Genomic DNA, 12,024 nt, shown 5'->3' with positions numbered 1-12,024 from the left:
AAATAAACATATCACATGCCGCATTCCATGAAAACAGACGGCTTTCAACAATTCCCTTGTACCTGTTGTTTTTCCATACGTGAAAAAGCAAAAAAAACATGGAATAAGTACGGATTTTTGGCCGACGAGGGTTTCCTTGAATTCTGTTTCCGGCGGTTCAATCATCATGCATGAAGAACAGCGGCATTTCATATGTGGATATGTAAAATCAAGCCACAACTGTTTCCTTAATTCAAATGGAATAATTCAGAAATGATTTCATCGCTTCCCGGGATAAACATAAATACTGAAAACGAAATACATAGCAATCCAATAAGTACCAGACTAAATCTCTTTTTGCCAAGCAGACCGTTGATGACTAAAAATAGTCCTGAAAATAATATAAGGAAATACCAAAATCCCATACATTAACCCCCTTATTTTTTTCCACTGACTGCAAGCTCTCTCTTTTATAGGTTTTTTTCTTGAAAATTCAATGTGTTCCCTGTATGTAACTTCACAATCCGTTTATCAATTTTAACATAAATATCCAGTTTAGTATAAACTAAACTGGATACTCAGCAAGGAAGGCATCTTTAACCTGTTTAAGGCAAGTCAGCCTTTACCTCTATTATTGCTTTAAATACCTGAGGACCGGCTTTCTGGCAGCAAGTGTTTCATCCAGCCGTTTAATGACGGTCGTATGCGGTGCTTCCTGCACGATTTCAGGGTTTTCTTCTGTTTCCTTGGCTATCTGGATCATCGCATCGATAAATGCATCAAGGGTTTCCTTGGATTCTGTTTCCGTCGGTTCAATCATCATGCATTCTTCCACATTCAACGGGAAGTAGATGGTTGGCGGATGGTATCCAAAATCAAGCAGCCTTTTTGCAATATCAAGCGTCCGTACGCCGAGCTTTTTCTGGCGTCTTCCGCTGATGACAAATTCATGCTTGCAATGCCTATCAAACGGCAGGTCATAGTACGGAGCCAGCCTGCGCATCATATAATTCGCATTAATGACCGCATTTTCTGTGACAGCCTTAAGTCCATCCGGCCCCATGGAACGGATATACGTATATGCTCTGACATTGATTCCAAAGTTGCCGTAATAAGGCTTTACACGGCCGATCGACTGCGGGCGGTCATGATCAAAGCCGTACCCTCCGTCTTTCTTTACCACAAGAGGTTTTGGCAGGAATGGGATGAGGTCGCTTTTCACACCGACCGGGCCAGAGCCGGGTCCGCCGCCGCCATGAGGGCCTGTAAATGTTTTATGCAGATTTAAATGCACCACATCAAATCCCATGTCGCCAGGACGTGCCTTAGACAGTACTGCATTCAAGTTGGCTCCGTCATAATACAGCTTTCCTCCTGCTTCATGGATGACTGCAGCCATTTCAAGAATATTTTCTTCAAACAAGCCCAGTGTATTTGGATTGGTGAGCATCAATGCTGCTGTATCAGGACCAGTGACCCTTCTTAAATCCTCAAGATCGACCAGTCCATTTTCATCGGATTTTACAGTAACCGTCTCAAAGCCGGCTACTGTTGCTGAAGCAGGGTTTGTTCCATGCGCAGAATCCGGGACGATTACCTTAGTGCGCCCATGGTCTCCATTTGCTTCATGGAAAGCACGGATCATCATTAAACCTGTCCATTCCCCGTGAGCACCAGCAGCAGGCTGCAGGGTTACCTGATCCATGCCAGTGATTTCAATAAGATGTTCCTGCAGGTCATACATCAATTCAAGCGCTCCCTGGACGGTTCCTTCATCCTGAAGCGGATGGATATGGGCAAAGCCTGAGATGCGGGCTGCCTGTTCATTGATTTTCGGATTATACTTCATTGTACATGAACCGAGCGGATAAAAGCCTGAATCAACACCATGGTTCCGGTGGGACAGAGCTGTATAATGGCGCATGATGTCCAGCTCTGAAACTTCAGGAAGCTCTGCTTCTTCTTCCCTTAGATATCCTTCAGGAAGCAAGTCTTCAAGCTTTGCTTCTTCAATATCCATTTCAGGCAGGCTATAGCCAATTCTTCCTGGTTTACTTAATTCAAAAATTAACGGCTGATCTTGGTTATTCATGGCTATCCCCCAGTTCTTTGGCAAAAGCGTCAATTTCCTCTTTCGTCCTTAATTCTGTGACCGCAACAAGCATGTGATCTTTTAGATCAGGATAGATCCGGCCCAAATCGAAACCGCCGATGATGCCTTTTTTAAATAATTTTTGATTGATATCTTCATATGATGCAGGAAGTTTAACGACAAATTCATTGAATGACGGGCCATCAAAGATAACTTCCAGGCCTTTCTCCTTCAGTGCTTTCTTCGCATAAAAGGCTTTTTGGATATTTTGCACAGCAATTTCCTTCGCGCCTTTTTTGCCAAGTGCTGTCATGGCTACTGAGGCAGCAAGGGCATTCAAGGCCTGGTTTGAGCAAATGTTGGATGTTGCCTTGTCCCTCCTGATATGCTGTTCTCTTGCTTGCAGGGTAAGCACAAATCCGCGTTTTCCGTCTTCGTCCACTGTCTGGCCGACAAGACGCCCTGGAACCTTCCGCATTAATTTATTCGTTACGGCAAAATAGCCGCAGTGCGGACCGCCAAAAGCCTGGGGAATCCCGAATGGCTGGGCATCACCCGCTACGATATTGGCCCCGAATTTGCCTGGAGGCGTCAATGCCCCGAGTGCAAGCGGATTCGATGAAACAATAAACATGGATTTCACAGAATGAACAATTTCTTCTATTTCTTTCAGCGGCTCAATACGGCCGAAGAAATTCGGATACTGCACGATAACTCCTGCAATATCATCCGCCATCTGCTCTTTTAATGCCTCAAGGTCGGTGATTCCGTCACTGAAAGGAATTTCAATGACCTCCACATTCTGGCCTTTTGCGTATGATTTGACCACTTCCCGTGACTCAGGGTGCACAGCACTGGAAAGAAGGATTTTCTTTCTTTTCGTATGCCCGGTGCTTAACATCGCCGCTTCGGCAAGAGCGGTGCCGCCATCGTACATGGAGGAATTGGCAACATCCATTCCCGTCAGCTCACAGATCATGGTCTGGAACTCAAAAATGGCCTGCAGCTCTCCCTGTGAGATTTCCGGCTGGTATGGTGTATATGCTGTATAAAACTCTGAACGTGAAATAACATGATCAACGATAATAGGAGCATAATGATCATAAACACCTGCACCAAGAAATGATGCATAGCTTTTTGTGTCGGCATTTTTCGAAGCCATTCTTGTAAGCTCTTTAATGAGAGATGATTCGGCTTTGGCCGGTTTGATGTTATATTCACCCTGGAAACGGACTTTTTCCGGTATGTCGCTGAAAAGCTCATCAACGGCTGAAACACCGATTTCAGCCAGCATTTCTTTTTTGTCTTGCTCTGTCATCGGCAGATAGCGATGCGTCATGTATCATTCATTCCCCTCTATTTTCTCGGTTTTTTATAAAAAGGTGTCGCTATGACTTTAGCTTTTAATCTTTTTGACCTGATTTCGACTTCCACTTCTGTGCCAATTTCAGTGAACTCCCTTTTTAATAGGGCAAGTCCCACATTTTTCTTCAGTGTCGGAGACTGGGTGCCTGTAGTGATCTCACCAATCTGCTCTCCCCCGGAAAATACAGGGTAGCCATGGCGCGGAATCCCTCTGTCTATCATTTCAATTCCAGCGCTTCTTCTTGGGGCTCCTTCTTCTTTTTGCTTCTTTAAAACAGATTTCCCGTAGAAATCTGCCTCTTTATCGGTTTTGACAGCAAAGCCGATTCCCGCTTCAATCGGAGTGATATCAGCTGTAAGCTCCTGTCCATATAGAGCAAGATTGGCTTCAAACCGGAGCGTATCCCGGGCTCCAAGCCCAATAGGAAGGATGCCTTCCTCCTTGCCTGCAGCAAGGATCTCCCGCCAAAGAGCTGGACCGGATGCACTTTCACAGTAAATTTCAAATCCGTCCTCGCCTGTATAGCCCGTTCTTGAAACCAGGGCTGTGATTCCGTTCAAGTCAACATCTTCCTTGAATTTAAAAAACCCTATTTCACTCAAATCAGTATTTTTAGATAATTTTTGAAGCACGGTTTCCGCTGCCGGGCCCTGAAGTGCAAGCTGGGCATAATGGGAAGAAACATTTGTCAATTCAACATTCTCTATTTTGCTTGCCTGAAGCCAATCAAAATCTTTATCGATATTAGCAGCATTGACTACCAGAAGATATTCTTCATCCGATTTTTTATATACGATCAAATCATCAACAGTTCCGCCATTTTCATAGCACATGGCCGTATATTGGGCTCCGCCGGGCTGCAGCTTCAGGATATCATTTGTCAGCATCTTCTGAAGAAATTCAATGCTTCCGGGTCCCTTCACTTCAAATTCACCCATATGAGATACATCGAATAGTCCTGCTTTGGTACGGACGGTTTCATGCTCTTCTTTTATTCCGGAAAACTGGACAGGCAATTCCCACCCGCCAAAATCAATCGTTTTGCCCCCGCTCTCACGGTACACTTCGAATAATGGTGTTCTTTTTAATTCTGTCAAAATGCTGCCTCCTTAAAAATAAGATTAAAAATCTTTCTTTTGCGGCTCATACAACGTTTCAGCTTTCTTAGAAAAAAGGGCATAAAAAAGGACAGAGCTGCCCTCTTTGGGCATAATTCTCTGTCCTGAAACCTGAAAGTTTACCTTTAGTAGGCTTTCCCCTTTGGTGGTCCCGTAACGCGGACTCTCTCCAGAGCTGCGTCCAGCAAGAGTTCTTTTGCCTGAGAGATTCGCTGTTAAGCTTGCTCCTTCGGCGCTGCGCCATGCAGTCTCTCCCCATGCCTTCATCCGCTTATATTTTAAAGACCCATTGTACATACTATGAGAAAACCAGCAATCCAATCATTTAGAAACTGCAGGTATGTTTTCTGCCAGTATGAAAATTTGTAAAACTCAAATTCTATTCCCATCCTACCATTAAGAATGTTTTTTCCGCAATAACTTTTATCTTGAAAACGCAAACAACTTACTAATTTTATTTTTCAACCTTCTAATGTTCGTGTTTAGCTCAATTTTATAGATATCTCATTATTCATTCTGCTTAGGGGGCAAGACCATGAAGATTGAAATAAGCTTCGATCAAGACTGGGGAGAAGAGTTTTTACAAAAGATTGAAAAAGACGGGCCATGGGCGAACTGGGACTTGTATAAACTGGCCGCAGATATCGAAAGGCGGCTCGTTGTCCCGGATTTTGAAGGTCTGCAGGCGCCAAAGCATCTGCCGCAATTAGTCCCGCTTCCCCATCAGCTTGAGGCAGCAAAACAGGTAGTGGAAGAAATGAATGGCAAAGCGATCCTTGCCGATGAGGTAGGGCTTGGAAAGACGATTGAAGCAGGGCTTATATTAAAGGAATACATGATCCGCGGCCTGGTTAAAAAAGTCCTGATTCTTGTACCCGCTTCCCTTGTCAGCCAATGGGCGTTTGAACTGAATACCAAGTTCCACATTCCTGCAGTTGCCCAGAAAAAAAGCTATGTGTGGGAAGCCTGTGATTGTGTGGTGTCTTCGATCGATACGGCAAAGCGAGATCCGCACCGCGACATCATCTTTCAGCAGGAATACGATATGATCATTATTGATGAAGCACATAAACTCAAGAACAATAAAACTAAAAACTATGAGTTTGCACAGAATTTGAAGAAGAAGTTTTGCCTGCTTCTGACGGCAACACCGATTCAGAATAAACCCGAGGAAATCTTTCATCTTGTTTCCCTCCTGAAGCCGGGCCACCTGGGCAATGCCGCCCTGTTTGCCGAGAAATATAAAGGCAAAGGCAGAAGCCTGAATGATGATGAACATCTGAAAGAACTGGTAAATACCGTCATGATTCGAAACCGCCGGGCCGATACCGGCATCGAGTGGACCAAAAGGATTGTGGAAACCATCATCATCGAGCTGTCGCCTACAGAGCGTGCCCTATATGATGGAGTCACGAATTTCAAGCCGGACTCAGGAGAAAAAACCGGAAGTGCCTTTTCGTCGCTCACATTGCAAAGAGAAGCGTGCAGCAGCCGGGAAGCGGTTTTTTATACATTAAAGAAGATGAAAGGCAAATATGAAAATCCTCCGGAGGAATTTTCAGCAAGACTTGATCATTTATTCACACTGGTGAATGAAACAGAACGGAACTCCAAGGCTGAGAAGGCACTGGAGCTGATACAGAAAATTAATGATAAAGTGATCATTTTCACTGAATACCGGGCAACACAGCTTTATCTTCAGTGGTATCTGCAGCAGCATGGCATCAATTCGGTTCCCTTCAGGGGCGGCTTCAAACGAGGCAAAAAGGATTGGATGCGCGAGCTCTTCCAAAACCGGACACAGGTGTTGATTGCAACAGAAGCAGGCGGCGAAGGGATCAACCTTCAATTTTGCCATCATCTGATCAATTTTGACCTCCCTTGGAACCCGATGCGGCTTGAACAAAGAATCGGCCGTATTCACAGGCTTGGGCAAAAAGAAGATGTAAGAATTTATAACTTTGCCACCCAGGATACAGTCGAAGAACATATCCTGAAGCTTTTGTATGAAAAAATCAATTTATTTGAAAAGGTAATCGGCGAGCTTGATGATATCCTGACAAAACTGGATATCGGAAACATAGAGGAATATCTGGTAGACGTTGTCGGGGAGTCCCGGACAGAAGGAGAAATGAAAATTAAAATGGAAAATCTTTCGTCGCTTATTAAATTTGCGCAGGAAATGAAGGATGGTGATCACTTTGCAGCAGCAGGAAATCCATGAGTTCCTAAAAAAGTACTTCCAGTCCAACCAGTGTGAAATTCTCGAGGACCACAGCTCCCATCTTGTTGTCCAGCTTACGGTGGAAATGGATAAAGCGCTGATGAACCGTCCTTTCTATTGGCACTATCTTGAAAAAACCGGAGGCGAGCCCAACCCTCAGAAGCTGACATTAATCACGGATTCAGCCCAGGCACCAGAAGATCTTAAAGGCGAAGTGATACACTTCGGTTCGCCGCGTCTTCACCAGATTTTTGCTTCTACAAAGGAGCTCGCCGGATTCATCAGACTTTATGAAGACATCCAGCAGCAGGGAACTGCTAAACACTCCCTGTTTCCTTGGCTGAATTTGAATGTGAAGGTTTCTTATCAGTGCGACAGGAAGAAGGATGTCTTCTTATCTGTTGCCCTCAATTTAATCTCAGGAGAAGTGCTGGATGAATTTCATGATAAAGTCCTCTCCTTAAAAATGACACCGAAAATTCCGGATTTTTCTTTTACGCTTTCGCCGCTTATCAAGCATAAAAGCGGGCTGTCGCGCCTGGATACCTTCATCCGGAAAAATTATGTGGAAACTGATGACCATTCCTGGGCAGAAGAAGCGATAAACCGCTGGAATGCAGATCTTCAGCTTCTGGAGCATTTCTATGAAGATATGGAAGAAAAAAATGAAAGTTATTATACAGAAAAAGAAGCGCTTCGTGCTCAATATGAACCGAAAATCGACATCTCCATTGTAAATGGCGGATTATTTTATTTAACAGATTCCTTTTACAGGCAAAAAATCCATGCATAAAAAAGACCGGTTAGCAGGGATAGTCGCCTGTTTTCCGGTTTTTTCAATTAAACATACCCTTTCGGCAGGAAAGGGCATGTTTACTTCCTTTTAATCAGCATTCTTAAAGCAAAAGGCACAACGCCAAACCAAGTGCTCATAAAGGGCTGCTTGTTTTCCTTTTTCATCTGTTTTTGCTCTTTGCGCTGATTTTTTGGCACATTTGTATACATCACAAACTGCTGCGTTAAAAATTTAATATAATCATTCGCTGACATCTTTATCACCCATTAGCAAGTATGCACAAATCGCCAGCTTTTTATTACACGCTACCTCTCCCTCCATTCAGTGATTTTGGCCGAAGATAGATTAAAAATAAAAACGGATTCACTTTTGCGGCCGGATTTTGTAGTGGCAAAAAGCGTAGTCTGAACGATTTGCGGGCTCTGTTTTTTCACCTGATAATACACGTCCCCATTTTGATAAAAGAAAATTCCGGTGCTGATTTTCCCTGTAATATCCTTGGGCAGCATGATAGAAAGATCCTTGGCTGCAAGCTTCAGTAAATGGTCGTTCACAAGCTTTTCTTCTGTCTCTTTGTGAAACTTCTTATCAGGCACATACCGGTCGATTGCAAATAGTGCTGCTGAAATGAAAGCTGCAGCAACCACCATCATGATCGGAAAAACCATGCCTTTTTGATTATTCATTCCTGCTCGTTATATAGGGCCTCAGAATTCTTGAAAAGGAAGCCCCTTCCTTGTCTGTCACTGTCAAAACAATCGACTTCCCCTCTTTTTTTGCATAAAAGCTTTTTATGTTCTGCAAAAGAACCTCATAGCCTGCACCGTTCAATTTCCTTCTTAACTTATCCTGGTATTTCTCGATGCTTACCACATCGCTGCCGACGACTAAATACACCGTGTCACCGGATGCCTCCTGGCTTGTTGACTGCCTGACTTCCCTTTTTATCTGGTTAATGCAAATTTCCCATTCCCTGGGGTTGATGCTGCTCCTGGATCCAAGGCTGGTATGAAGAAAGGCAGCCATCTGCAGAACAAGAGACGAAATGGACAGCAGAACAACAAGAGATGCCAGCATCTCCGCCATGGTAAATCCGTCATCTTTTCGCAGCATCACAAAATGTTTCTTCCCGCCCGTTTGCTTTTTTATATGTTATGCACCCTTCCATCATCCCCTGGGACACCGAAGATTCCCTCCAGGTTAATATATAGCTGTGCCCTCTGCTTTTAAGACTGCCTGATGCCTGTCCCTCTCCATCCATATACGCATCAAGCTGCTCATAAAGCAGATGATAAGCTTCTGTCTTCATGAAAAGATCACTCCGGTCATGCCGGATTTTGCTCATTATCGGTAAGATAGACACTGCCAGGAAGACGCATAGAAAAAATGAAGCGAGCATTTCCAGATAAATGTAGCCGCTAGAGTTTTTCAATTCGGAACCTTCCTTTGCCAATGTTAAGGGTCAATTTGTATGTGCCATCAGGGGTAAAAATAAACCAGGCACCTGCTATGGATACATTGCCGTTGGAGGTGAAATAAATAATTAAGTTCATGGTCCCCTTTACAAAATCAACATCATGCGGAATCTCCCTGCTTTTTACAACTCCGTCTTCCATCGTATATATCTGATATTTTGAAAGAGCCGAATCTATCGCAAAACTGGTATATGCCTGGTGGCTGATGGCGTATTGCTGGGCATACAAAATATCATCGTTTAAATCAGTGAGGAATTGCCTTGTTTCCTGATGGTCCATAAACCTCGGATAAAGCCCCCAGGAGACAGAATAGATTAAGATGAAGATGCTTAAAACGATCAGCATCTCAGCGAGCGTGTAGCCACCTTCATACTTCATTTTCTTTAGGCAAATATCATTTTCCGCCATTATCCGAAACACTTACCTGTCCGCTTGTATCAATAGTAACCGCTGACCCATTTGGACAGGTGGTTTCCTTCAGATAGCCTTCTGTTTTTAACTCGGCAACTCCAGAGGGAAGCTTATTATGGTCGATCTGATAGGCCTCAACCTGAGCCTGCACCATTTTCGAAAAGGCTTCGCATCCCTTTGTCTGAATGGTTGATTGATGCTTGGTGATATTCGGGACCGTTATAATCAGCAAAATGGAGATGACTAATAATACAATGAGCATTTCAATAAGGGTAAAACCTTTTTCATTCATCGTTTTTCCTCCTTAAATTCCGTCAAGCAATGAAAACATCGGCATGAGTACGGCCAGATAAATGGAAACAACCAGTAATCCGATAATAGAAAACAGCAAAGGCTGTATGATCCTTACAATCATGGCCATCCTTTCTTCTATTTTCTTCAGCAGATAGGAACTGTAATGAAACAGCTCCTGATCCAGCCGTCCATGCTTTTGCCCGTTTGCGGTAATAATGCCAAGATGCTTCTCAAAGTAAGGCATCTCCCCTATGATTTTCTCGAGGGATTTTCCTTCCGTCAATTCTTCGCGTATCCTGGTGCAAAGCTTATTGTAAAACGGCTGCTGCTGATTTCTTGAAAATAATGTGATGCTTTCATTAATGGAGAGCCCGCCAGACAGCAAACCGCTGAATTGGCTGGCAAAAAAGTGGGTTTCGAATAACCGGATGAAAGAACCGGCAATGGGGATGCGAAGCATGAGGCTCCTCTGTTTCAAGGGGCAAAGCTTCCTGAACCAGAACTGCCTTAATAGCAGAATGATGAATAGAAGAATGCCCAGTATCCATGGAACTTCCTTGAGGATTTTTGTAAAGCTGAGAACCAGATTCATAAATGCATTTTCTTTGGCGTCCATCGATTGAAAGAGAACCTGGAATTTAGGGATCAGGACCTTCTGAAGCACATAAAAAACATTGCCTGCAAACACGAGCAGGAAAATCGGATAAAAAAGCAAATTCTTGATTTTCTCCATATCCTGAGCCCGTTTCTGCCAGTAGGATCCTGCATCTTTAAGCGCCTTTGCCAGCTGTCCATAGTGTTCCGCATAAAATATGTAGCTGATTAATTGGGGATGAAAGCGAAGCTCGCTTAACACAGAATGAAGCGGATTTCCGTCCCGCAGGCTTAAAAGGGCGTTTTCTAAATCTGCCGACTTTTTCTTCGTTTCCTGGAGTTTCAGAAAGTGCAGCGCCTGTGAGAGCGGATATCCATTTTCCAGCAAATCGCCGAGCCTCGTTAATAACAGTGCCTGTTCCTTCATATTCCATTTACTTCGCTTCATCTTCATGCACCAGCCGGTCAAATTCCGCTTGTTTTACATAGCCCATGGCCACTGCCTTGCTGATTTCGTCCTTAAGTGTACGATACTTTATTTTTCCTTTTTCGCCCTTCGCTGTCTGCAGCACACGGGTAAGCTCTTTTCCGTACAGCAATTCATACACGCTTGCCCGCTTGCTTCTTTTTTTGTCCTCGCATTCTTCTGTACACACCCCTTTGCAAAAAGGGCATTTTAGCTCTAATAGCCGCTGTGCAGTTACAGCAATAAGTGTCTGCTGTATTTCAAGCCAGTTTACGCCAAATTCCATCAGGCGGTAAACCGCTCCTTCTGCATCACGTGTATGCATGGTCGTCAATATAAGATGCCCTGTCAGCGCTGCCCTTACGGCGATTTTGGCTGTTTCCGCATCCCGGATTTCACCGACCATTATTATATCCGGGTCATGCCTCAATGCAGCCTTAAGCCCGACTGAATACGTAATGCCGGCTTTTTCATTAATCTGCACCTGCAGCACTTTTTCAGATTCATTTTCTATGGGATCTTCAAGTGTGATGACATTTCGGTTGATGATTTCTTTTGCGTGGTGGAGCAGGGAGTAAAGGGTGGTCGTTTTGCCGCTTCCAGTTGGACCGGTAAAGATGATCATGCCATGGGAGTGTTTAAGGAGAGCGATGAGTTTATTGGCAGTGCTGCCAAAGAGCGATAAACGTTCAAGAGGAAGGATTGCATGCTGCGGGATCAAACGGATCACAAGGCTTTCTGAATAAGATGCGGGAAGTGTCGACAGCCTGAGGCCGACCGCTTTGTTGTCCAAAGTCATGGTGATTGCACCGCTCTGCGGCCTTCTTTTTTCGCCTATATCCATCGATGCAAGAAACTTAAGATGGGATATGAGCCTGTCCGATTCATCCTGGGTGAGTACTTCCTGGGGATACAGCTTGTTATCTATGCGGAACTGGACGAGCGGGCCTTCCTTGCGGGGAAGAATGTGGATATCAGAAGCAGACAAGCGGATAGCGCTTGATAATATATGATCTGCTGTTTTTTCAATGGATTCCAACCATTTTACACCTCCTTATTTGAATAACTATATATTTCGGCAAAATCTCCGACATTCCTTCTTTTTTCTTGATTTATTTTAAAATCATTCATACTGCGCTGCACCTGCAGCATGTAACTCTTCATATAAAGTGAGGCAGAGATTGACACAAACCCTTGATACATCAACCC

General features: G+C 44.0%; 14 protein-coding genes and 2 riboswitches. Of the genes, 2 read left to right on the top strand and 12 right to left on the bottom strand.

Translation table 11 applies throughout. The features are described 5' to 3' along the window. Positions 1 to 227: 227 nt before the first annotated feature. From BIV59_RS23520 to gcvT, 4 genes are all read right to left on the bottom strand, one after another. The gene (locus BIV59_RS23520) at positions 228 to 404 is read right to left on the bottom strand and encodes a hypothetical protein (protein WP_170846083.1); all 177 of its coding nucleotides are present in this window, start codon (positions 402 to 404) and stop codon (positions 228 to 230) included. A gap of 206 nt (positions 405 to 610) precedes the next feature. Further along, a complete protein-coding gene (gene gcvPB / locus BIV59_RS04740; RefSeq protein ID WP_071350302.1) occupies positions 611 to 2,071 on the bottom strand; it encodes an aminomethyl-transferring glycine dehydrogenase subunit GcvPB in 1,461 nt (486 codons plus the stop codon). Further along, complete coding sequence (gene gcvPA, locus BIV59_RS04735; RefSeq protein WP_071350301.1) at positions 2,064 to 3,410, bottom strand: aminomethyl-transferring glycine dehydrogenase subunit GcvPA; 1,347 nt, start codon at positions 3,408 to 3,410, stop codon at positions 2,064 to 2,066. Before gcvPA ends, gcvPB begins: the two co-directional genes overlap by 8 nt. Before the next feature lie 17 nt (positions 3,411 to 3,427). After that, entirely contained in the window at positions 3,428 to 4,534 is a 1,107-nt protein-coding gene (gene gcvT / locus BIV59_RS04730) for a glycine cleavage system aminomethyltransferase GcvT (protein WP_071350300.1), read from the bottom strand. A gap of 118 nt (positions 4,535 to 4,652) precedes the next feature. Continuing rightward, a riboswitch (glycine riboswitch) is annotated at positions 4,653 to 4,730 on the bottom strand. A 3-nt stretch (positions 4,731 to 4,733) separates the two neighbouring features. Next, positions 4,734 to 4,822: riboswitch (glycine riboswitch) on the bottom strand. A gap of 268 nt (positions 4,823 to 5,090) precedes the next feature. On the opposite strand from gcvT, the gene BIV59_RS04725 reads away from it, so the two are divergent. Further along, complete coding sequence (locus BIV59_RS04725) at positions 5,091 to 6,779, top strand: DEAD/DEAH box helicase (protein ID WP_071350299.1); 1,689 nt, start codon at positions 5,091 to 5,093, stop codon at positions 6,777 to 6,779. Then, positions 6,757 to 7,572, top strand: coding sequence for a YqhG family protein (locus BIV59_RS04720; RefSeq protein ID WP_071350337.1), 816 nt, complete (start codon positions 6,757 to 6,759; stop codon positions 7,570 to 7,572). The genes BIV59_RS04725 and BIV59_RS04720 overlap by 23 nt, the downstream gene beginning before the upstream one ends. An 80-nt stretch (positions 7,573 to 7,652) precedes the next feature. On the opposite strand, the gene BIV59_RS04715 is transcribed toward BIV59_RS04720, so the two are convergent. From BIV59_RS04715 to comGA, 8 genes are all read right to left on the bottom strand, one after another. Further along, on the bottom strand, positions 7,653 to 7,829 hold the full coding sequence (locus BIV59_RS04715) for a YqzE family protein (RefSeq protein WP_071350298.1): 177 nt from the start codon (positions 7,827 to 7,829) through the stop codon (positions 7,653 to 7,655). A gap of 51 nt (positions 7,830 to 7,880) precedes the next feature. Further along, positions 7,881 to 8,261 carry a competence type IV pilus minor pilin ComGG gene (gene comGG, locus BIV59_RS04710; RefSeq protein WP_071350297.1) on the bottom strand — a complete coding sequence of 127 codons (381 nt, stop codon included), beginning with the start codon at positions 8,259 to 8,261 and terminating at the stop codon, positions 7,881 to 7,883. Beyond that, positions 8,254 to 8,688, bottom strand: coding sequence for a competence type IV pilus minor pilin ComGF (gene comGF / locus BIV59_RS04705; protein WP_071350296.1), 435 nt, complete (start codon positions 8,686 to 8,688; stop codon positions 8,254 to 8,256). The genes comGG and comGF overlap by 8 nt, the downstream gene beginning before the upstream one ends. Continuing rightward, positions 8,672 to 8,884 carry a hypothetical protein gene (locus BIV59_RS23165; protein ID WP_139194304.1) on the bottom strand — a complete coding sequence of 71 codons (213 nt, stop codon included), beginning with the start codon at positions 8,882 to 8,884 and terminating at the stop codon, positions 8,672 to 8,674. The genes comGF and BIV59_RS23165 overlap by 17 nt, the downstream gene beginning before the upstream one ends. A 109-nt stretch (positions 8,885 to 8,993) precedes the next feature. Continuing rightward, the gene (gene comGD / locus BIV59_RS04695; RefSeq protein ID WP_170846082.1) at positions 8,994 to 9,470 is read right to left on the bottom strand and encodes a competence type IV pilus minor pilin ComGD; all 477 of its coding nucleotides are present in this window, start codon (positions 9,468 to 9,470) and stop codon (positions 8,994 to 8,996) included. After that, positions 9,445 to 9,753, bottom strand: a complete 309-nt coding sequence (comGC, locus tag BIV59_RS04690; RefSeq protein ID WP_071350293.1) for a competence type IV pilus major pilin ComGC — start codon at positions 9,751 to 9,753, stop codon at positions 9,445 to 9,447. The genes comGD and comGC overlap by 26 nt, the downstream gene beginning before the upstream one ends. A 12-nt stretch (positions 9,754 to 9,765) precedes the next feature. After that, entirely contained in the window at positions 9,766 to 10,797 is a 1,032-nt protein-coding gene (gene comGB, locus BIV59_RS04685; protein WP_071350292.1) for a competence type IV pilus assembly protein ComGB, read from the bottom strand. Further along, positions 10,784 to 11,854: a competence type IV pilus ATPase ComGA gene (gene comGA, locus BIV59_RS04680; RefSeq protein ID WP_071350291.1), complete on the bottom strand. Its 1,071-nt coding sequence runs from the start codon at positions 11,852 to 11,854 to the stop codon at positions 10,784 to 10,786. The genes comGB and comGA overlap by 14 nt, the downstream gene beginning before the upstream one ends. Between the last annotated feature and the right edge of the window lie 170 nt (positions 11,855 to 12,024).

The sequence above is a fragment of the Bacillus sp. MUM 13 genome (assembly GCF_001866725.1).
GTDB lineage: Bacteria > Bacillota > Bacilli > Bacillales > DSM-1321 > Peribacillus.
This window is presented reverse-complemented; position numbering and strand designations above follow the sequence as displayed.

Bases quoted from the DNA above. Each gene is read 5' to 3' on its own strand.
- BIV59_RS23165 (WP_139194304.1), bottom strand. From the start codon at position 8,884: ATGAAGACAGAAGCTTATCATCTGCTTTATGAGCAGCTTGATGCGTAT.
- gcvPB (WP_071350302.1), bottom strand. From the start codon at position 2,071: ATGAATAACCAAGATCAGCCGTTAATTTTTGAATTAAGTAAACCAGGA.
- BIV59_RS23520 (WP_170846083.1), bottom strand. From the start codon at position 404: ATGGGATTTTGGTATTTCCTTATATTATTTTCAGGACTATTTTTAGTC.
- comGG (WP_071350297.1), bottom strand. From the start codon at position 8,261: ATGAATAATCAAAAAGGCATGGTTTTTCCGATCATGATGGTGGTTGCT.
- comGF (WP_071350296.1), bottom strand. From the start codon at position 8,688: ATGCTGCGAAAAGATGACGGATTTACCATGGCGGAGATGCTGGCATCT.
- comGB (WP_071350292.1), bottom strand. From the start codon at position 10,797: ATGAAGCGAAGTAAATGGAATATGAAGGAACAGGCACTGTTATTAACG.
- BIV59_RS04715 (WP_071350298.1), bottom strand. From the start codon at position 7,829: ATGTCAGCGAATGATTATATTAAATTTTTAACGCAGCAGTTTGTGATG.
- gcvPA (WP_071350301.1), bottom strand. From the start codon at position 3,410: ATGACGCATCGCTATCTGCCGATGACAGAGCAAGACAAAAAAGAAATG.
- comGC (WP_071350293.1), bottom strand. From the start codon at position 9,753: ATGAATGAAAAAGGTTTTACCCTTATTGAAATGCTCATTGTATTATTA.
- BIV59_RS04725 (WP_071350299.1), top strand. From the start codon at position 5,091: ATGAAGATTGAAATAAGCTTCGATCAAGACTGGGGAGAAGAGTTTTTA.